13 protein-coding genes are annotated in these 18,527 nt (G+C 67.8%); 12 read left to right on the forward strand and 1 reads right to left on the reverse strand.

Features of this window, described 5'->3' with window-relative positions; translation table 11 throughout:
* Positions 1 to 6: 6 nt before the first annotated feature.
* The 12 genes from ACEOAB_RS16300 to ACEOAB_RS16355 all read left to right on the forward strand — a co-directional run bounded on the left by ACEOAB_RS16300 (position 7) and on the right by ACEOAB_RS16355 (position 14,932).
* Positions 7 to 669, forward strand: a complete 663-nt coding sequence (locus tag ACEOAB_RS16300) for a riboflavin synthase (RefSeq protein ID WP_056592278.1) — start codon at positions 7 to 9, stop codon at positions 667 to 669.
* Positions 666 to 1,820, forward strand: coding sequence for a bifunctional 3,4-dihydroxy-2-butanone-4-phosphate synthase/GTP cyclohydrolase II (ribBA, locus tag ACEOAB_RS16305; RefSeq protein WP_413750661.1), 1,155 nt, complete (start codon positions 666 to 668; stop codon positions 1,818 to 1,820). The genes ACEOAB_RS16300 and ribBA overlap by 4 nt, the downstream gene beginning before the upstream one ends.
* A gap of 6 nt (positions 1,821 to 1,826) precedes the next feature.
* Positions 1,827 to 2,288, forward strand: a complete 462-nt coding sequence (gene ribH / locus ACEOAB_RS16310; protein WP_413750660.1) for a 6,7-dimethyl-8-ribityllumazine synthase — start codon at positions 1,827 to 1,829, stop codon at positions 2,286 to 2,288.
* A complete protein-coding gene (gene nusB / locus ACEOAB_RS16315) occupies positions 2,285 to 2,830 on the forward strand; it encodes a transcription antitermination factor NusB (RefSeq protein WP_007837974.1) in 546 nt (181 codons plus the stop codon). Before ribH ends, nusB begins: the two co-directional genes overlap by 4 nt.
* A gap of 88 nt (positions 2,831 to 2,918) precedes the next feature.
* On the forward strand, positions 2,919 to 4,115 hold the full coding sequence (locus ACEOAB_RS16320; protein ID WP_413750659.1) for a pyridoxal phosphate-dependent aminotransferase: 1,197 nt from the start codon (positions 2,919 to 2,921) through the stop codon (positions 4,113 to 4,115).
* A complete protein-coding gene (gene ybgC / locus ACEOAB_RS16325; protein ID WP_056592258.1) occupies positions 4,112 to 4,570 on the forward strand; it encodes a tol-pal system-associated acyl-CoA thioesterase in 459 nt (152 codons plus the stop codon). Before ACEOAB_RS16320 ends, ybgC begins: the two co-directional genes overlap by 4 nt.
* Positions 4,567 to 5,286: a protein TolQ gene (gene tolQ / locus ACEOAB_RS16330; RefSeq protein ID WP_495652965.1), complete on the forward strand. Its 720-nt coding sequence runs from the start codon at positions 4,567 to 4,569 to the stop codon at positions 5,284 to 5,286. The genes ybgC and tolQ overlap by 4 nt, the downstream gene beginning before the upstream one ends.
* A gap of 15 nt (positions 5,287 to 5,301) precedes the next feature.
* Entirely contained in the window at positions 5,302 to 5,739 is a 438-nt protein-coding gene (locus ACEOAB_RS16335; RefSeq protein WP_413750658.1) for an ExbD/TolR family protein, read from the forward strand.
* Between the two features lie 3 nt (positions 5,740 to 5,742).
* The gene (tolA, locus tag ACEOAB_RS16340; protein ID WP_495652966.1) at positions 5,743 to 6,654 is read left to right on the forward strand and encodes a cell envelope integrity protein TolA; all 912 of its coding nucleotides are present in this window, start codon (positions 5,743 to 5,745) and stop codon (positions 6,652 to 6,654) included.
* A 103-nt stretch (positions 6,655 to 6,757) separates the two neighbouring features.
* Complete coding sequence (locus ACEOAB_RS16345) at positions 6,758 to 8,488, forward strand: peptidoglycan D,D-transpeptidase FtsI family protein (RefSeq protein ID WP_413749393.1); 1,731 nt, start codon at positions 6,758 to 6,760, stop codon at positions 8,486 to 8,488.
* Between the two features lie 34 nt (positions 8,489 to 8,522).
* Positions 8,523 to 9,761 carry a SprT-like domain-containing protein gene (locus ACEOAB_RS16350; RefSeq protein WP_157610086.1) on the forward strand — a complete coding sequence of 413 codons (1,239 nt, stop codon included), beginning with the start codon at positions 8,523 to 8,525 and terminating at the stop codon, positions 9,759 to 9,761.
* Positions 9,758 to 14,932, forward strand: a complete 5,175-nt coding sequence (locus ACEOAB_RS16355; protein ID WP_495652967.1) for a PDDEXK-like endonuclease domain-containing protein — start codon at positions 9,758 to 9,760, stop codon at positions 14,930 to 14,932. Before ACEOAB_RS16350 ends, ACEOAB_RS16355 begins: the two co-directional genes overlap by 4 nt.
* A 13-nt stretch (positions 14,933 to 14,945) precedes the next feature.
* On the opposite strand, the gene dnaE is transcribed toward ACEOAB_RS16355, so the two are convergent.
* Positions 14,946 to 18,464, reverse strand: coding sequence for a DNA polymerase III subunit alpha (dnaE, locus tag ACEOAB_RS16360; protein ID WP_495652968.1), 3,519 nt, complete (start codon positions 18,462 to 18,464; stop codon positions 14,946 to 14,948).
* Positions 18,465 to 18,527 lie beyond the last annotated feature (63 nt).

Genomic DNA, 18,527 nt, shown 5'->3' on the forward strand with positions numbered 1-18,527 from the left:
GCGCGGATGTTCACCGGAATCATCACCGGCGTGGGGCGCATCGCCGCCATTCACGACCTCGGCACCTCCTCCTCCTACGGCAAAAGACTCAGCATCGCGGTGCCCGACGGCTACCTCGATGACGTCGGCCTTGGCGACAGCATCGCGCTCAACGGCGCCTGCATGACCGTCACCACGCTCGCCCCCGAGCGACAGCAGTTCACCATCGACATTTCAGCCGAGTCCCTCGACAAGACTGCGGGCCTGACCGACGAAGGCAGCCGCATCAACCTCGAGAAGGCGCTGCGCGCCAGCGACCGCCTCGGCGGGCACATCGTCTCGGGCCACGTGGACGGCATCGGCCGCGTGAGCTTCTTCGAGCCCGTCGGCGAAAGCTGGGAGCTGCGCATCGTTGCGCCGCAGGCGCTGGCCCGCTTCCTGGCGTACAAGGGCTCGATCACCATCAACGGCGTGAGCCTGACGGTCAATAGCGTGAAAGACGTCGCCGAAGGCGCCGAGGTCAGCATCAACCTGATCCCGCACACCGTCGAAAACACCTCGCTCGGCAGCCTGCAGGCCGGCTCGAAGGTCAACCTCGAAATCGATACCGTGGCGCGCTACGTGGAGCGCATGCTCCAGGCCGGCGTGCTGGTGCCGCCCTCCACGTATTCCAAGGACACAGCCGAATGAATGCCTCCGTCACGCCGATCGGCGCCCCCCGCGCCGCGCGCGCTCCTGCCCCCATCTCCCCGGTCGAGGAGATCGTGGCCGAGCTCGCCGCCGGCCGCATGGTGATCCTGGTCGACGAGGAAGACCGCGAGAACGAAGGCGACATCGTCATCGCGGCCGACCACATCACGCCCGAAGCTATCAACTTCATGGCGCGCCATGCACGCGGCCTGATCTGCCTCACGCTCTCGCGCGAAATGTGCGAGCGGCTGCAGTTGCCGCCGATGGTCCAGCGCAACGGCGCCAAGCATTCGACCGCGTTCACCGTGTCCATCGAGGCGGCCGAAGGCGTGACCACCGGCATCTCCGCCGCCGACCGCGCCCGCACCGTGCAGGCCGCCGTGGCGCCCAACGCCGTGGCCGCCGACCTGGTGCAACCGGGCCATATCTTCCCGCTGCAGGCGGTGGACGGCGGCGTACTGATGCGCGCCGGTCATACCGAAGCCGGCTGCGACCTGGCCGCGATGGCCGGCTGCTCGCCCGCCTCGGTGATCTGCGAGGTGATGAACGAAGACGGCACGATGGCCCGCCTGCCCGACCTGCAGATCTTCGCGGCCGAGCACGACATCAAGATCGGCACCATCGCCGCGCTGATCGAGCATCGCAGCCGCGTCGAATCGCTGGTCGAGAAGGTCGGCTGCCGCGAGATCCAGACCAACTGGGGCGCCTTCACCGCCCATGCCTTCCTCGACAAGCCCAGCCGCGGCGTGCACCTCGCGCTGGTGCGCGGCAAGTGGGCGCCGGAAGACACGGTGTCGGTTCGCGTGCACGAGCCGCTGTCGGTGCTCGACGCGCTCGAGATCAACCGCTCGCTGCACTCGTGGAGCCTGGACGCCAGCCTCTCGCACATCGCGAAAGAAGGCAAGGGCGTGGCCGTGCTGCTGAACTGCGGCGAAACCGCCGGCGAATTGCTGGCCCAGTTCGATGGCACCGCGCGTCCCGCGCAAGCCCCCGAACGCGGCCGCATGGACCTGCGCAGTTACGGCATCGGCGCGCAGATCCTGCGCGAATGCGGCGTGCACAAGATGAACCTGCTGGGCACGCCGCGCCGCATGCCCAGCATGGCAGCAGGCTACGGCCTCGAAATCGCCGGCTACCTCACGAAAGACTGAACGACCATGCAAGGTTCAAACAAGGGCGAGACGACGCTCAACGGAAAAGGACTGCGCATCGGCATCGTGCAGGCGCGCTTCAACGCCGACATCACCGACGCGCTGGCCTCGGCCTGCCTCTCGGAGCTCGAGGCACTGGGCGTGGCTGCCAGCGACATCCACCACCTGCAGGTTCCCGGCGCGCTCGAAGTGCCCGTGGCCCTGCAGGCGCTCGCCGAGCGCGGCGGCTACCACGCGCTCATTGCGCTGGGCTGCATCATCCGCGGCGAGACCTACCACTTCGAACTCGTGGCCAACGAATCGGGCGCGAGCGTGAGCCGCGTTGCGCTCGACTACCGCCTGCCTATCGCCAACGCGATCCTCACCACCGAAAACCTCGAGCAGGCCATCGCGCGGCAAACCGACAAGGGCCGCGATGCAGCCCAGGTCGCCATCGAAATGGCGCAACTGCTGGCCACCCTTTCATGACCGAAGACACCTCCAAGCCCCTCAAGCCCGCTGGCGCCAAGCCGCGCCAGTCGCGCGTCGGACTCACCAGCACCGGCGCGCGCAAGGCTTCGGCCAAATCGAACCGCAGCCGCGCGCGCGAGTTCGCGCTGCAGGCGCTCTACCAGCATCTGGTGGGCCGCAACGACCCGACCGACATCGACCATTTCACGCGCGACCTCGCGGGCTTCCACAAGGCCGATGCGCTGCACTACGACGCGCTGCTGCACGGTTCGATCGAAGGCGCCGAGCAGCTCGACGCGCTGATCCGCCCGCTGCTGGACCGCAAGTTCGAAGAGATTTCGCCCATCGAGCACGCCGTGATGTGGATCGGCGTGTACGAGTTCCAGAACTGCCCCGACGTGCCATGGCGCGTGGTGCTCAACGAGTGCATCGAACTCGCCAAGGAATTCGGCGGCACCGACGGCCACAAGTACGTGAACGCCGTGCTGAACGGCCTGGCGCCGCAGCTGCGCCCGCTCGAAGTGGAAGCCGACCGCGCTTCGGGGAAGGCCAAGGCATGAGGATCGCCGCCCGGCCGCCCGAAGGCGCTCGCCCCCTCGCTTGCGAGGGGGGAGGCGAAGACCCGCAGCGCCGCAGCCTGGGGGTGCAATGAGAATCTCGACGCGCGCCCAGCGCATCGAGCCCTTCTACGTGATGGAGGTGGCGAAGGCGGCCGGTGCGTTGGCCCGCGAAGTGGCCCATACCGACCGGCCGATGATCTTCCTGAACATCGGTGAACCCGACTTCACCGCTCCGCCACTGGTGCAGGAAGCCGCGGCCCGCGCCGTGCGCGCCGGCGCCACGCAGTACACGCAGGCCACCGGTCTTGACCATCTGCGCGAACGCATCAGCGGTTGGTACAGGCAGCGCTTCAACGTCGACGTGCCGGCCCGCCGCATCGTCATCACGGCCGGCGCCTCGGCCGCGCTGCAGCTGGCGTGCCTCGCGCTGATCGAATCGGGCGACGAAATTCTCATGCCCGACCCGAGCTATCCGTGCAATCGCCACTTCGTGAGCGCGGCGGACGGCAAGGCCGTGCTGGTGCCGACCACGGCCGAAGAGCGCTTCCAGTTGACGGCCTCCAAGGTCGAGGCCGCGTGGACCGACAGGACGCGCGGCGTGCTGCTGGCGTCGCCCTCCAACCCGACCGGCACCTCGATCGCGCCCGGCGAGCTGCGCCGCATCCACGAGGTGGTGTCGCAGCGCGGCGGCATCACGCTGATCGACGAGATCTACCTCGGCCTTTCGTACGACGACGCATTCGGGCAAACCGCACTGGCCATCGACGACAACGTCATCAGCATCAACAGCTTCAGCAAGTACTTCAACATGACCGGCTGGCGCCTCGGCTGGCTGGTGGTGCCCGAGGCGCTGGTGCCGGTGGTCGAGCGGCTCGCGCAGAACCTCTTCATCTGCGCCAGCACGGTGTCGCAGTACGCGGCGCTCGCCTGCTTCGAGCCCGAGAGCATCGCCGAATACGAACGCCGCCGCGCCGAATTCAAGGCGCGCCGCGACTGGTTCATTCCGCAGCTGAATGCGCTGGGCCTGAACGTGCCCGTGGTGCCCGACGGCGCCTTCTACGCCTGGGCCGACTGCACCGGTTTCGCCGAGAAGCTCGGCATCTCCGGCAGCTGGGACTTCGCCTTCGAAACCATGAAGCGCGCCCACGTCGCCGTCACGCCCGGCCGCGACTTCGGCACGGCGGAGACGGCGAAGTTCGTGCGCTTCTCCACCGCCAGCTCGATGGCGCACCTGCAGGAATCCATCGAGCGTCTGCGGGCGATGGCAGAGAACCGGGCCCAATGAGCTACGCGTTTCCGATCCGCGTCTACTGGGAAGACACCGATGCCGGCGGCATCGTGTTCTACGCCAACTACCTGAAGTTCATGGAACGCGGTCGCACCGAGTGGTTGCGCTCACTGGGCGTCGAGCAGCACAAGCTGCGCGAGGAAACCGGCGGCCAGTTCGTGGTGAGCGAAACGCAGCTCAAATACCATCGCCCCTCGCGGCTGGACGACGAACTGCTCGTTACAGCCGATCTTCAACAATTGGGCACCGCGTCGTTGATAATCGGCCAGCGCGTGCTATCAAAAACAGAGCAAAAGCGGACAGATGCCTCGGCGCCTGTCCTGCTGTGCGAAGGCACGATCCGCATCGGCTGGGTGGACGCCGCCACATTGCGTCCCGCACGCATTCCGAAGCAAGTGACGGGAACCCTCGAGCGCTACAGCGGCTCCATGACACAACCTTTCAAGCCATGAACCAAGACCTCTCCATCATCAATCTCCTGCTCCATGCGAGCTTCGTGGTTCAACTGGTCGTGCTGCTGCTGGTGATCGTCTCGATCGCCAGCTGGGCCGCGATCATCCGCAAGTACTTCGCGCTGCGGCGCATGCGCGCCCTCAACGACGATTTCGAGCGCGAGTTCTGGTCGGGCACCAGCCTGAACGAGCTGTTCGCCTCGGCCGCGCAGAACGCCAAGTTCGCCGGCCCCATGGAACGCATCTTCGCCTCCGGCATGCGCGAGTACCAGAAGCTGCGCGAACGCCACGTGAGCGACGCCGCCACGCTGCTCGACGGTGCCCGCCGCGCCATGCGCGCGAGCTTCCAGCGCGAGCTGGATGCGGCCGAGCAGAACCTCTCGTTCCTGGCCACCGTGGGTTCGGTGTCGCCGTACGTCGGCCTGTTCGGCACGGTCTGGGGGATCATGCATGCCTTCACCGGTCTCGCAGCCCTCGCCCAGGTGACGCTGGCCACCGAGGCCCCCCGCATCGCCGAGGCGCTGGTGGCCACCGCCATCGGCCTGTTCGCCGCCATTCCGGCGGTGGTGGGCTACAACCGCTTCGCCCGCGAGATCGACAAGATCGCCATTGCCCTCGAAACCTACATCGAGGAGTTCTCCAACATCCTGCAGCGCAACCTCTCGGCCAACCCGAATGCGGGCGTTGCATCGTCGGTGGCTCCGGCCAACCGCTGAGCGGAGGCGCAACGCATGCCCGCCGTTTCATCCCGGGGCCGCGGCCGCCGGACGATCAACGAGATCAACATGGTCCCGTTCATCGACGTGATGCTGGTGCTGCTGATCATCTTCATGGTCACCGCGCCGCTCATCACGCCGAGCGTGATCAACCTGCCTTCGGTCGACCGCGCCAACAAGCAGCCCGACAAGCCCATCGAGATCGTCATCAAGAGCGATGACGAGGTACAGATCAAGAAGGACCCGTCCACCGGCACGGGTGGTACGTCCATTCCCATGACGCAGATTGGCTCCGCGGCCAAGACCGCCCAGGGCGGCGACGACCAGCGCCCGGTGGTCATCAGCGCCGACAAGTCGGTGAAGTACGAAACCGTCGTGAAAGCAATGAACCAGCTCAAGAAGAGCGGCGTCGAGCGCGTAGGCCTGTCGGTCACGACCACGGGCGGCAAATAAGGCATGTCGCTCGCACTGGATCGCCCCGAGTTCGCGCCGCCGCCGCAACGCGGCACGCCGCGCGCCGTCGTGCTGGCCCTCATTGCGCATGCGCTGCTGATCGCCGCACTCACCTGGGGCGTGCGCTGGCGCAGCGATGTCGACGAAGGCGCGGTCGATGCAGAGCTGTGGTCGTCCACGGTTCAGCAGGCAGCGCCCCGCCTGCAGGCACCGCCGGCGCCCGCACCGGTTCCCGCGCCGCCGCCGCCCGCCCCCGCACCGCCGCCCCCGCCTGTTGCCAAGGCCCCTGAGCCCGCGCCCGCACCCAAGGCCCCCGACATTGCCCTGGAGCGCGAGAAGAAGCTCAAGGAGCAGAAGGAACAGAAAGAGCGCGAGCTGGAGCAACAGCAGAAGAAAAAAGAGCTCGAAGCCAAGCAACGCGCCGAGGACGAAGCCGAGCGCAAGAAGGAACAGCAGAAGAAGCTGGCCGAGCAGAAGAAGCAGCAGGAAGCCGAGGCCAAGCAGGCCGAAGCCAAGAAGGCCGAGGCCGCCACGAAGCAGGCCGCCGCCGACCGTGCCGCAGCGCTCAAGCGCATGCAGGGCCTGGCCGGTGCGAGCGGCAGCGACGATTCGAAGGGCACGGCCCAGCGCTCTTCGGGGCCTTCGAGTGGCTACGCCGGCCGCATCGCCGCTGCCGTGCGCCCGAACATCACCTTCCCCGATGCCGAAACCGTGAACGGCAACCCGGCGGCCGAGTTCGAGGTGAGCCTCGCGCCCGACGGCACCATCGTCGGCGTCAAGCTGAGCAAATCGAGCGGCCTGCCTGGCTGGGACGACGCGGCCGAGCGCGGCCTGCGCAAGACCGACAAGCTGCCGCGCGACACCGACGGGCGCATCTTCCCGTCGCTGATCGTGTCACTGCGGCCCAAGCGCTGATTCCTGCCGGTTCCGGGCGATCTTCTCCAAGGCCGCCCGGAACTCCTCGGTTGCCGCACTGTCTACCCGCGCACAACAACAGCCGGGTCCACGCCCGCACAAGATGAACCCCAACGGCCGCATCCGCTACGGCAGCAGTCCACTGCTCGCCAGCCCCACACCCGTGTGGCGCAGCAAGTTCATCGTGGCCAGCATCGCCTTCGGCTTCGTGCTGCTGGCAAGCCGGGCCGCCTACGTCCAGATCTTCAACAACGATTTCTTCCAGCACCAAGGCGAGGTGCGCTACCAGCGCACGCTGGAGCTGCCGGCCAACCGCGGCCGCATCCTCGACCGCAACGGGCTGATTCTGGCCTCCGACATTCCGGCGCCCAGCATCTGGGCCATTCCCGAGGACATCGAGCGCGACGACCCTACGGTGCAGGCCAAGCTCAGGCAGGCCGCCAAGCTGCTCGGCATGCCGCAGAAGGATTTCGACAAGAAGCTCGAGGACGAGGACAAGACCTTCGTCTGGATCAAGCGCCAGGTCGATCAGCCGGTCGCCAAGGCGGTCGCCGCGCTCGACATCAAGGGCATCTACCTGCGCCGCGACTATCGCCGCCAGTACCCCGAAGGCGAGGCGGCGGCGCACGTGGCCGGCTTCACCAATGTGGAAGACATCGGGCAGGAAGGCGTGGAACTCGCGTTCAACCAGGAGCTGGCGGGCAAGTCGGGCTCGCGCCACGTCCTCAAGGACCGGCTGGGCCACATCGTCGAGGACACGGAGGACCAGGTGCCGCCGACCGACGGCCATGACATCCAGTTGAGCATCGACGACCGCGTGCAATTTGTGGCCTACGAGAAGCTGCGCGACGCCGTGGTCGCCAACAAGGCGCGCGCGGGCAGCGTGGTGGTGGTCGATGCGCGCACGGGCGAGCTGCTGGCCATGGCCAACTACCCGAGCTACGACCCCAACGACCGCCGCAACCTCACCGGCGAGCAGCTGCGCAACCGCGCCATGACCGACGTGTTCGAGCCCGGCTCGACGATGAAGCCGATCACCGTCGCCACCGCGCTGCAGCTGGGCCGCGTGACGCCCAAAACCATCATCGACACCAACCCGGGGCGCATCACCGTATCGGGCGCGACCATCCACGACGACGAGAACTTCGGCGTGCTGACGGTCGAGGGCGTGATCCAGAAATCGAGCAACGTCGGTGCCACCAAGATCTCGCAACGCATGACGGCGCAGGAGATGTGGAACTCGTTCACCGCCGTGGGCCTGGGCCAGAAGCCGCAGACGCCCTTCCCCGGCGCGGTCAGCGGGCGCCTGCGGCCCTGGAAGTCGTGGCGCCCGATCGAGCAGGCCACCATGTCGTATGGCTACGGCCTTTCGGCGTCGCTCTTCCAGATCGCGCATGCGTACACCGCGTTCGCGCACGGCGGCGAGGTCATTCCTGTGAGCCTCCTGAAAAGCACCGGCACCGAGCCGCCCGGCGTGCAGGTGTTCTCGCCGCAGGTGGCGAGCGAGGTGCGCCAGATGATGCACTTGGCGGCCGCGCCCGGCGGCACCGCGCCGCTCGCGCAGACCGAGGGCTACTCGGTCGGCGGCAAGACCGGCACCGCGCACAAGCAGGTCGGCAAGGGCTACGCGAGCAACAAGTACCGCGCCTGGTACACCGGCATGTCGCCCATCGACAAGCCACGCATCATCGTCGCGGTGATGATCGACGAACCCGGCGCGGGCAAATATTTCGGCGGGTTGGTTGCGGCACCGGTGTTCAGCCAGATCGTGCAGCAGACGCTGCGCGTCATGAACGTGGTGCCGGACCTCGCGGTGGCGTCGATGGCGCATTGATTCGCCACCCTCGTTTAGGATCGCCGGCAACTCATTGCCTGACGCTCCCGACATGGTCGACACCTCTCCTGCCGTTCGCCTCGAAGACCTGCTCCCGCTCCCCTACCAGCAAGCCCTCGCCGCCCATCTGCAGGCGAACGAACCCGAGTTGTGGCGCTGGGCGGCCTCAGCCGAAGCGCGCGAGGAGCACGCCGCGGCCGTCCGCGCCGACCTGCTGCGCAACTCGTACCGGCTCGATGCCGATGCCCACCCCGAGCTGCACGCGCATTGCAATGCGGCGGCGCACCGCATGGGCATCGCGGCGCGCGTCACGCTCTACCAGGCGGGCGACGGCACGATGAACGCCACGCTCTACTTCCTGCCCGGCGAGGCGCACATCGTGCTCTCAGGCCCTCTGATGGAGCGGCTGCAAGGCCCCGAGTTGGAGGCCGTGCTCGGCCACGAACTCGCGCACTACCTGCTGTGGGAGCGCGACGGCGGCAGGTACCACGTGGTCGACCGCATCCTGCAGGCCGCGGCGGCCGATGTCCGCGCCGATGCGAGCCACCTGCATGCGGCACGCCGCTACGGGCTCTACACCGAGGCCTTTGCCGACCGCGGCGCCTGCATCGCCTGCGAGGCGCTCGAACCGGCGGTCACCGCGCTGGTCAAGGTGCAGACGGGCCTGGCGCAGGTCAATGCGGCAAGCTACCTGAGGCAGGCCGACGAAATCTGCGCTGCGCCCGAACTGCAGACGCGCGGCACCAGCCATCCCGAAATCTTCGTGCGGGCGCGGGCTCTGCGCCTGTGGACCGAGCGCCAGCCCGAGGCCGACGATTGGCTGGCCGGCGCGCTCGAAGGCCCGCTGGACATCGCCACGCTCGATTTGCTCGGGCAGCAGCGCGCCGATGCGCTGACGCGCGAAACCATCGCGCAGCTCTTGCAACGCCCGTTCCTCCAGTCCGAATCGCTGCTGGCCCATGCGCGCCGTTTCTTTCCGAACTTCGCGCCACCCGCCGGGCCGATGCCGCCGCCTGCTCCGGTGCCGGCCGGCGTGCGCGATTACCTGGCCAGCGTGCTGGTCGACTTTGTCGCGGCCGATCCCGATCTTGACGACATCACGCTCGCCGCCGCGATCGGCCTGGCCGAAGCCATGGGCTGCGCCGCGCAACTCGAAGAACGCGTCGTCAAGGACATGCGCCTTCCCAAGCGCAGCCTCACGCGTGTGAAGCGCGACGCCGCCACGCTGCTCGAAAAGGCAGCGGCCCAACATCTGCAGGGCGCATCCGCATGACCACACCCGCCATCGCTCCCCTGCTGCAACTGCTGGACACCGCGGACGCCCACGGCGGCCTGCAGACCGACGACGTGCTGAGCCTCGTGCTGCCGCTGCTGCGCGAAGTGTCCGCACTCCACGAGCAAGGCAAGGTCGCCGCGCTCGGCAGCGCGTTCGCCTACCGCGTCTACGACACGCCCGCCCTCATGCTTATGCAGCCCGAAGGCACCGAGCCGCACCAGAACCGCGAAGCCATTGCGCCGCTCGAACAGCCCGCCGCCTCCGTGCTGCGCGTGGTCGGCGAGCACCGCGTGACGCTCGATGCCGACGAGGGCGTCTCCGTCGAGAACCTTGCGCTCATGGCCGATGCCTCGCCCGATGCCCTGCCGACCCGCCCCGTGTACCTGCCCGGCTACACCGCCTGGGAATTGCGCTTTGCGCACCACGACGCACTGAGCGACATCTTCTGCCTCGGCCAGGTGCTCGCCAGCCTTTCGTGCGGGCTCGATCTCACCGACAGCGAGGAACTGGCCCGCTTCGCCGCGAGCCGCGGCAACCTGTTCGCGCTCAACCGCCGCCTGCACCCGGTGGTGGCCGCGGTGATCGGGGAGATGACCGCGCTGGACCGCCACGAGCGCGCACGCGACCTGCCCTCGGTGATCCGCCGGCTCAAAACCTACCGCGACCAGCCGCTGGACCTGGGCCTGGACCGCATCGCACCCGCGAAGGACGGCGCGGGCCAGCGCCGGCAGGCGATCCGCCTGCACCTGCGCGATCGCCTCTTCGACCTCTCGCGCCGCAACCGCCTGCTGCACTTCAAGCCCAGCCAGACGCATGTGAACCTCACGGTGGCGAGCGTGCCCCTGGTGGTGGACATCAAGAACATCCGCATCGACCAGCTCTGCGTGTGGGACGGCCGCTTCGCGAGCGACATCGCCACCTGCGACCCGGTGCCGCTCGCGCGCTGGCTGCGCTTCGAAGACCAGCCCTACCTGCCGGGCGCGCTCGACCGCATCCTGCAGGAGGCGCGGCGAGATCGCTCCGAGTACGGCTTCTCGCAGCTTTCGCTGGTGATGGCCTTCCTGCGCTGGCACAACCTGAAGGAAGGAGAGAGCGAGCGAGCCGAGCGCATTGCCTCGCCGCTGCTGATGCTGTCGGTCGAGCTCACGCGCAAGAAGGGCGTGAAGGACCAGTACCTGCTCGAAGCCGCTTCGAGCGAAGCGCAGGTCAACCCGACGCTGCGCCACCACCTGCGCCAGCTCTACGGCATCGTGCTGCCCGAGACGGTGGACCTGCACGAAACCACCATCGAGCAGTTCCACGCCCAGTTGGCCGCGCAGATCGCGGCGACCGAGCCCGGCGTGCAGCTGCGGCTGGTGAAGCAGCCCGAGATCGAGCTGATCCATCAGCGCGCGCGCCAGCGGCTCGAACAGTTCAAGCGCCGCACCCGTGTGCGCAATCCCGGCGCGCAACCCGTCGCAGCACAGGACTTCAGCTATGCGAAGGACGACTTCCGCCCGCTCGGCCTGCAGCTCTATCACGCCAAGGTGCGGCCGGTTCCGCTGCCGCTGCGCAGCGCGGTGGGCGCACCTCCCATGCCACGCGCGCCGCAGATGGCCGCCACCGCCGCGCAGACCGAACAGCAGACGTACTCGCTGCACGAAAGCACCGGCAACCCCTACCAGTGGGACGTCGACCTCACCTCGGTGACGCTCGGCAACTTCAATCACCGCAAGATGTCTCTTGTGCGCGACTACTCGGCACTGAGCGAATCGGAAATCGCGAGCGACGCCTTCGACCGCGTGTTCTCGCTGCAGCCGCGCCAAGTCGATGCCGAGCCGCCGGCCGCGCTGCCACTGGCCGACCAGTGGCCCGTGGTGCAGGCCGATGCCACGCAGACCGCCGCCGTGGCGCTTGCGCGCACCGGCACCAGCTACATCATCCAGGGGCCGCCGGGCACCGGGAAGTCGCAGACCATCACCAACCTCATCGCCGACTACGTGGGGCGCGGGCAACGCGTGCTCTTCGTCTGCGAGAAGCGCGCCGCCATCGACGTGGTTTTCCACCGCCTGCGGCAGCAGGGACTGGACGAGCTCTGCTGCATGATCCACGACTCGCAGGGCGACAAGAAGGCCTTCGTGCAGAACCTCAAGAAGACCTACGAGCACTGGCTCGCGGCCCCCGAGGAACTGGACGCAGAAACCCGCGAGCGCACGCAGCTCGTCGACACCATGGACGCCGACCTGAAGGCGCTGGAACGCTTCGATGCCGCGATGCGCGAGGCGCCCGAGCACCTGGCCGTGGCGGTGCGCACGCTGATGGCGCGACTGATCGCGCTCAAGCCGCACGATCCCGCGCTCACGCCGCTGCAGGCCGAGGCACTGCCCACCTTTGCGGCCTGGCGCAGGCACGAAGACCTGGTCGCGCGCCTGCATCTCGCCGTCACCGAAAGCCTCGGCGTGCCGTACCTGTCGGCACATGCGTTCGCACAACTCGCCCCGGTGCTGCTGCGACAGGAGCGGCCGCTTGCGCGGCTGGTCGAACTCAGCGACCGCGCGGCTGAACAGATCGGCCCGCATCGCGACGCGTTGGCCGGCGCCTGGCCGCCGCTGGGCGACGATCCCACCCTCTGGGGCGATGCGCTGGCCGTGGTGGCCGACGCGCGCCGCGTGGCCGCGCTGGCCGCGCGCGGGCATCTCTCGCTGCTCGACACCGCGCACCCCACGAGCCTCGCGTTCGGCGAGGCGATGACGCAGCGCCGCGCGCTGCAGCAGGCGCTCGAGGAGGCCCTCGAGCGCACGAACCGCTGGCGCGACAAGCTCTCGCCGAGCGACACCGAAGCTGGCCTCGCCCAGGCCAAGGCGCAGCAAGGCTCGCTGCTGCGCTGGCTCAAGGCGTCGTGGTGGCGGCTGTCGGGCGAACTCAAGCGCCGCTACGACTTCACCGGGCATGCCGTTCGCCCGCAGCCCAGCCAGGTGCTCGATGAACTGCTGGCCGAGCACACGGCCCGCGCAGCCGTCGGCAAACAGGCGATGCAGATCGAGGCCACCTACGGCTGCGCCGATCCCGATGACTTCGTGCAGCAGCTCGACGCCCTGCGCCGCGGCGATGCCACCGGCAACGGCGTGCGCGCAACCTTCCACGCGCACCTGCGCTCCGACGCCGGCGCGAGCCGCAGTGTCGAACGGCTGGCCGCGCTCGGCGAACGCACCGACGCGCTCGACGCCCTGTGGCGCGACCTGCTCGACGACCCCACCGCGCAGCCGCTGGCCTCGCTCGAAACGCTGGCCCGCACGTTGCGCGAACAAGCCGACAGCCTGCCGGCCGCGCTGCCTCACCTGCAGGAGCTTGCCGATGCCGACCCGGCTTTGGCCCGTGCGCTGCGCACGCTGCCGCTGCCGCCCGAGGCCGTCGAGTACGCAGTCGCGCGCGAAGGCCTGGAGCGCGTCTACCGCACCGAGCGCTGGCTGCCGCGCTTCGACAGCGCCGCGCTCGCGCGCCATGCGCAGCGCCTGGCCGACGGAGAGCGCAAGCTGCTCGACCGCAACGCTCGCACCCTTGCCGCCGCAGTGCGCCAGCGCTTTCGCGACCACGTGCAGAAAAGCGCCTTGCCCGCGAGCCAGCTCGACGCCGGCGGCAAGCTCTTCAAGAAGAGCTACAACGCAGGGCGGCGCGAGCTCGAACACGAGTTCGGCAAGACCATGCGCTACAAGGCCATCCGCGAACTCGCCTCGGGCGACACCGGCCAGGTGGTGCGCGACATGAAGCCGATCTGGCTCATGAGCCCGCTCTCGGTGTCCGACACGCTGCCGCTCGCGGCCGACCTCTTCGACGTGGTGATCTTCGACGAGGCGAGCCAGATCCCGGTGGAAGAAGCCGTGCCCGCGCTCTATCGCGCGCCGCAGATCATCGTGGTGGGCGACGAGATGCAGCTGCCGCCGACGAGCTTCTTCTCGTCCGGCCGCGACCCGGAGGACGAGACGGTGTCGGTGGAAGACGAAGGCGACCGCATCGCAGTCGTGCTCGATGCCGACAGCCTGCTGAACCAGGGCGCGCGCAATCTGCCGGCCACGCTGCTGGCCTGGCACTACCGCAGCCGCTACGAATCGCTGATCGGTTTCTCGAACGCGGCCTTCTACGCAGGCAACCTCTTCACCATTCCGGACCGCAGCCTCCCGGCGGACGCGCGCGACGAAATCCTCGTTCAATCGCGCAACCCGACGGACGCATCGGTGGCCGCGAACGTCGACGCCCTGCTTTCGCGCGCCATCAGCTTCCATCGCGTGACCGATGCGGTGTACGAGAACCGCATCAACGACGGCGAGGCGCGCCACATCGCGCAGCTGGTGCGTGAACTGTTGAAACGCGAGACCGGGCGCAGCCTGGGCATCGTCGCGTTCTCCGAAGCGCAGCAGACCGAGATCGAGGCCGAGCTCGATGCGCTTGGCGCCATCGACAGCGACTTCGCCGCGCGGCTCGAAGCCGAGTATGTGCGCGAAGAAGACGACCAGTTCTGCGGCCTCTTCATCAAGAACCTGGAGAACGTGCAGGGCGACGAGCGCGACATCATCATCCTGAGCATCTGCTACGGCCCCAACCCCGAGGGCCGCATGCTGATGAGCTTCGGCCCGATCAACCAGCGCGGCGGCGAGAAGCGGCTCAACGTGATCTTCAGCCGCGCGCGCCACCACATGGCCGTGGTCTCGACGATTCGCCACGAGGCCATCACCAACGACCACAACGAAGGCGCCGCGGCGCTCAAGCAGTTCCTGCGCTATGCGGAGTGCCTGTCGCGCGGTGATTCGGCCACGGCTCGGCGCGTGCTCGAAAGCATGAATCCGCTCACGCGGGGCAGCAGCGCGCAGCATGCGCGTGCCGACGAGGTGACGGCGCAGCTCGCAGCGGCGTTGCGTGCGCGTGGCCATGCGGTCGACGAGCAGGTGGGGCAGTCGCGCTTTCGCTGCGATCTGGCGTTGCGTGCGCCCGGGGGGGGGCACTATGCGCTGGGCATCCTGGTCGATACCGCGACGCACTACGAGAACCGCAACGTGCTGGAGCGCTACGTCTCGCGTCCGCGCGTGCTCGATGCGTTCGGATGGGACGTGGTGCAGGTGCTGGCGAAAGACTGGCTGCACACGCCGCAGGCCGTGCTGGAGCAGATCGAGCAGGCGCTAGCGAAACGCCCCTGACCCCGCCCCAAGCTCAGTCGTAGACGATCAGCGCCTTGCCCGCTTCCGCCTGCGCGGTCCAACTCGCCAGCGCCGCGTCGGTCGGGAAGAACTTGGCGCGCTCGCCCAGCTGCAGCTCGACCTGCGCACCGCCACGCGCCATCGACAACCGCACCGGCAGGCCCTGGATCAGGTCGCCGACCTCGGTTTGCTCGGTGCGCGGCGGAAAGTCTTTCAGCAGGCGCGCGATGTCGGGCGCCTTGCCGTTCACCGCCACGCGCAGGAACTTGCCGAAACGGCAGCGCGCGGTGGCCAGGTCCCACACCTGCTGCACCTGGAAGCGCGCCTCGAAGCCGCCGCGCGCGGGCTGCAACCGGCCGCTGACGATGACCAGCTCGTCGTCCTTCAGCGTGTTGCGGTTGGCGTTGATGAGTGCCTCGTCGGCCGTGGCGTCGATCGAGTCCGACTTGTCGTCGAGCTTGAAGATCGCCAGCCGGCCGCGCTGGCCGTTGATCACGCGGAAGTCGCTCACGATGCCGGCAATGACCTGCTGGTCGCGGCTGTCGAGCAGGTCGCCGATCTCGCGCTTGCAGAAGCGCCGCACCTCGTGCGAGACCTCGTCGAACAGGTGGCCCGACAGGTAGAAGCCCACGGCCGTCTTCTCGAGCGTCAGCCGCTCCTTCACGCCCCAGGGCGTGGCGTCGACGAGGTCGGGCTCGGCGGGGGCCGAGCCGTGCTCCGCGTCACTGAAGATGTCGACCTGCGCCGCATTGGCCGCCGTGGCGTTGGCGAATTCGAAGGCGCGATCGACCGAGGCGATCAGCGACGCGCGGTTCTGCTGGATCGCGTCGAACGCGCCGGCCTTGATGAGCGCCTCGACCGTGCGCTTGTTGATGCGCTGGCGGTCGATGCGCACGCAGAAATCGAACAGGCTCTTGAACGGCCCGCCCTCCTCGCGTGCACGCACCACGGCCTCGACCGCGAGCTGGCCCGTGCCCTTCACCGCGCCCAGGCCGTAACGGATGATCTTGTTCGTGACTGGCTCGAAGCGGTAGTTGCCGCGGTTCACGTCCGGCGGCTCGAAGGTGATGCCGAAGTTCTTCTGGGCGTCCTCGAACAAGAGCTTGAGCTTGTCCGTGTCGTCCATTTCCACGGTCATATTCGCGCAGAAGAACTCGGCCGTGTAGTGGACCTTGAGCCAGCCCGTGTGATACGCCAGCAGCGAATAGGCGGCCGCGTGCGACTTGTTGAAGCCGTAGCCCGCGAACTTCTCCATCAAGTCGAAGATCTCGTCGGCCTTGTCCTGGACGATGCCGTGCGTTGCCAGCGCGCCCGCGCGGAATTTCTCGCGGTGCTCGGCCATCTCCTCGAGCTTCTTCTTGCCCATCGCGCGGCGCAGCAGGTCGGCGCCGCCGAGCGAGTAGCCGCCCAGGATCTGCGCGGTCTGCATCACCTGCTCCTGGTAGACCATGATCCCGTAGGTCTCGGAGAGCATCTCGGCCACCGCCGGGTGCGGGTACTCCACCTCTTCGCGGCCGTGCTTGCGCGCCACGAAGCTGGGAATCAGGTCCATCGGGCCCGGACGGTACAGCGCGTTCAGCGCGATCAGGTCTTCGAGCCGTGTCGGGCGCGCATCCTTCAGCATGCCCTGCATGCCGCGGCTTTCAAACTGGAACACGGCCTCGGTCTTGCCGTCGGAGAAGAGCCGGTAGGTGGCCGCGTCGTTCAGCGGGATGTTCTCGAACGCGAAGTTCTCCTGGCCCTTGTGGCGCTTCATGATGAACTCGCGCGCGATCTCCAGGATCGTCAGCGTGGCAAGACCCAAGAAGTCGAACTTCACGAGGCCGATCGCTTCGACGTCGTCCTTGTCGTACTGGCTCACGGCCGATTCGCTGCCGGGCTGCTGGTAGAGCGGGCAGAAATCGGTGAGCTTGCCCGGCGCAATGAGCACGCCCCCGGCGTGCATGCCGATGTTGCGGGTCATGCCTTCGAGCTTCTGCGCGAGCTCGACCAGCATTCGGACTTCTTCTTCCTTCTCGATGCGCTCCGCGAGCTGCGGCTCCATCTCGATGGCGTAGTTGTTCTTGTCGCCCTCGATCTTCTTTTCGGGCGGGTACTGCAGCGTGACCGACATGCCGGGCTTGTTCGGAATCAGCTTGCTGATGCCGTCGCAGAACATGTAGCTCATGTCGAGCACGCGGCCCACGTCGCGGATGGCCGCGCGCGCGGCCATGGTGCCGAAGGTGGCGATCTGGCTCACGGCGTTGCGGCCGTACTTGTCCTTCACGTAGTCGATCACGCGGTCGCGGTTGCCCTGGCAGAAGTCGATGTCGAAGTCGGGCATCGAGACGCGCTCGGGGTTCAGGAAGCGTTCGAACAGCAGCTTGTATTCGAGCGGGTCGAGGTCGGTGATCTTCAGCGCATAGGCCACCAGCGAGCCGGCACCCGAGCCCCGGCCCGGGCCCACCGGGCAGCCGTTGTTCTTGGCCCACTGGATGAAGTCGCCCACGATCAGGAAGTAGCCCGGGAACCCCATGTTCAGGATCGTGTTGATCTCGAACTCCAGCCGCTCGACGTAGCGCGGGCGTTCGGCCTCGCGCCTGGCCTCGTCGGGAAAGAGATGCTTCAGGCGCTGCTCCAGCCCGGCGAACGATTCCTGGCGGAAGAAATCGTCGATAGGCATGCGCACGCCTTCGCTGATGAAGGGCGTCGGAAAGTCCGGCAGTTGCGGCTTGCCGAGCACCAGCGTCAGGTTGCAGCGCTTGGCGATCTCGACCGTGTTGGCCAGCGCGCTCGGCACGTCGGCGAACAGTGCCTGCATCTCGGCGGTCGACTTGAAGTACTGCTCCTCGGTGAACCGGCGCATCCGGCGCGGGTTGCCAAGAATTTCGCCTTCGGAAATGCACACGCGCGCCTCGTGCGCCTCGTAGTCTTCGCGGGCGGCGAACTGCACGGGGTGCGTGGCGACCACCGGCAGGTGCAGCCGGGCCGCCAGCTGCACGGCAGCGATCACGTGCGGCTCGTCTTCAGGCCGGCCCGCGCGTTGCAGCTCGATGTAGAAGCGATGCGGAAAGATGCCCGCCAGCTTCAGTGCCAGCTCGGCCGCACGCTCGCCCTGCCCCTGCAGCAGCGGCTGTCCCAGCGGCCCCGCCTGGGCGCCGGAGAGTGCGATCAGCCCGCCCGCCAGTTCCTCGACCCATTCCAGCTTGCAGGCCGCCTGCGACTGGCCCCGGCCCACGTTCTGCGTCCAGGCCCGCGCCAGCAGCTCGGACAGGTTCAGGTAGCCCTCCATGTTCTGCACCAGCAGCACGATGCGGGTGAGCACGCCGGGCTCCTTGCCCATCCCTTCCACGAACACTTCAGCGCCGATGATGGGCTTGACGCCCTTGCCGCGGCCCTGCTTGTAGAACTTGACCGCACCGAACAGGTTGTTCAGGTCGGTGATGGCCAGCGCGGGCTGCTTGTCGGCAGCGGCGGCCTTGATGACTTCGTCGATTCGGTTGGTGCCGTCGACGACGGAAAACTCGGTGTGCAGGCGCAGGTGAACAAACATCCTTTCATTGTAGAAAGCGCCGCCTCCACGATGTGGGTTGGCAATCCCTGAAATCGCTCCCGG

The organism is Variovorax sp. Varisp53 (genome assembly GCF_059491555.1).

What these genes read in the sequence shown, in the direction of transcription:
- nusB (WP_007837974.1), top strand. Translation starts at nt 2,285, where the DNA reads ATGACCGAAGACACCTCCAAGCCCCTCAAGCCCGCTGGCGCCAAGCCG.
- ACEOAB_RS16320 (WP_413750659.1), top strand. Translation starts at nt 2,919, where the DNA reads ATGAGAATCTCGACGCGCGCCCAGCGCATCGAGCCCTTCTACGTGATG.
- dnaE (WP_495652968.1), bottom strand. Translation starts at nt 18,464, where the DNA reads ATGTTTGTTCACCTGCGCCTGCACACCGAGTTTTCCGTCGTCGACGGC.
- ACEOAB_RS16300 (WP_056592278.1), top strand. Translation starts at nt 7, where the DNA reads ATGTTCACCGGAATCATCACCGGCGTGGGGCGCATCGCCGCCATTCAC.
- ACEOAB_RS16335 (WP_413750658.1), top strand. Translation starts at nt 5,302, where the DNA reads ATGCCCGCCGTTTCATCCCGGGGCCGCGGCCGCCGGACGATCAACGAG.
- ACEOAB_RS16345 (WP_413749393.1), top strand. Translation starts at nt 6,758, where the DNA reads ATGAACCCCAACGGCCGCATCCGCTACGGCAGCAGTCCACTGCTCGCC.
- tolQ (WP_495652965.1), top strand. Translation starts at nt 4,567, where the DNA reads ATGAACCAAGACCTCTCCATCATCAATCTCCTGCTCCATGCGAGCTTC.
- ribH (WP_413750660.1), top strand. Translation starts at nt 1,827, where the DNA reads ATGCAAGGTTCAAACAAGGGCGAGACGACGCTCAACGGAAAAGGACTG.
- ACEOAB_RS16355 (WP_495652967.1), top strand. Translation starts at nt 9,758, where the DNA reads ATGACCACACCCGCCATCGCTCCCCTGCTGCAACTGCTGGACACCGCG.
- ribBA (WP_413750661.1), top strand. Translation starts at nt 666, where the DNA reads ATGAATGCCTCCGTCACGCCGATCGGCGCCCCCCGCGCCGCGCGCGCT.
- tolA (WP_495652966.1), top strand. Translation starts at nt 5,743, where the DNA reads ATGTCGCTCGCACTGGATCGCCCCGAGTTCGCGCCGCCGCCGCAACGC.
- ybgC (WP_056592258.1), top strand. Translation starts at nt 4,112, where the DNA reads ATGAGCTACGCGTTTCCGATCCGCGTCTACTGGGAAGACACCGATGCC.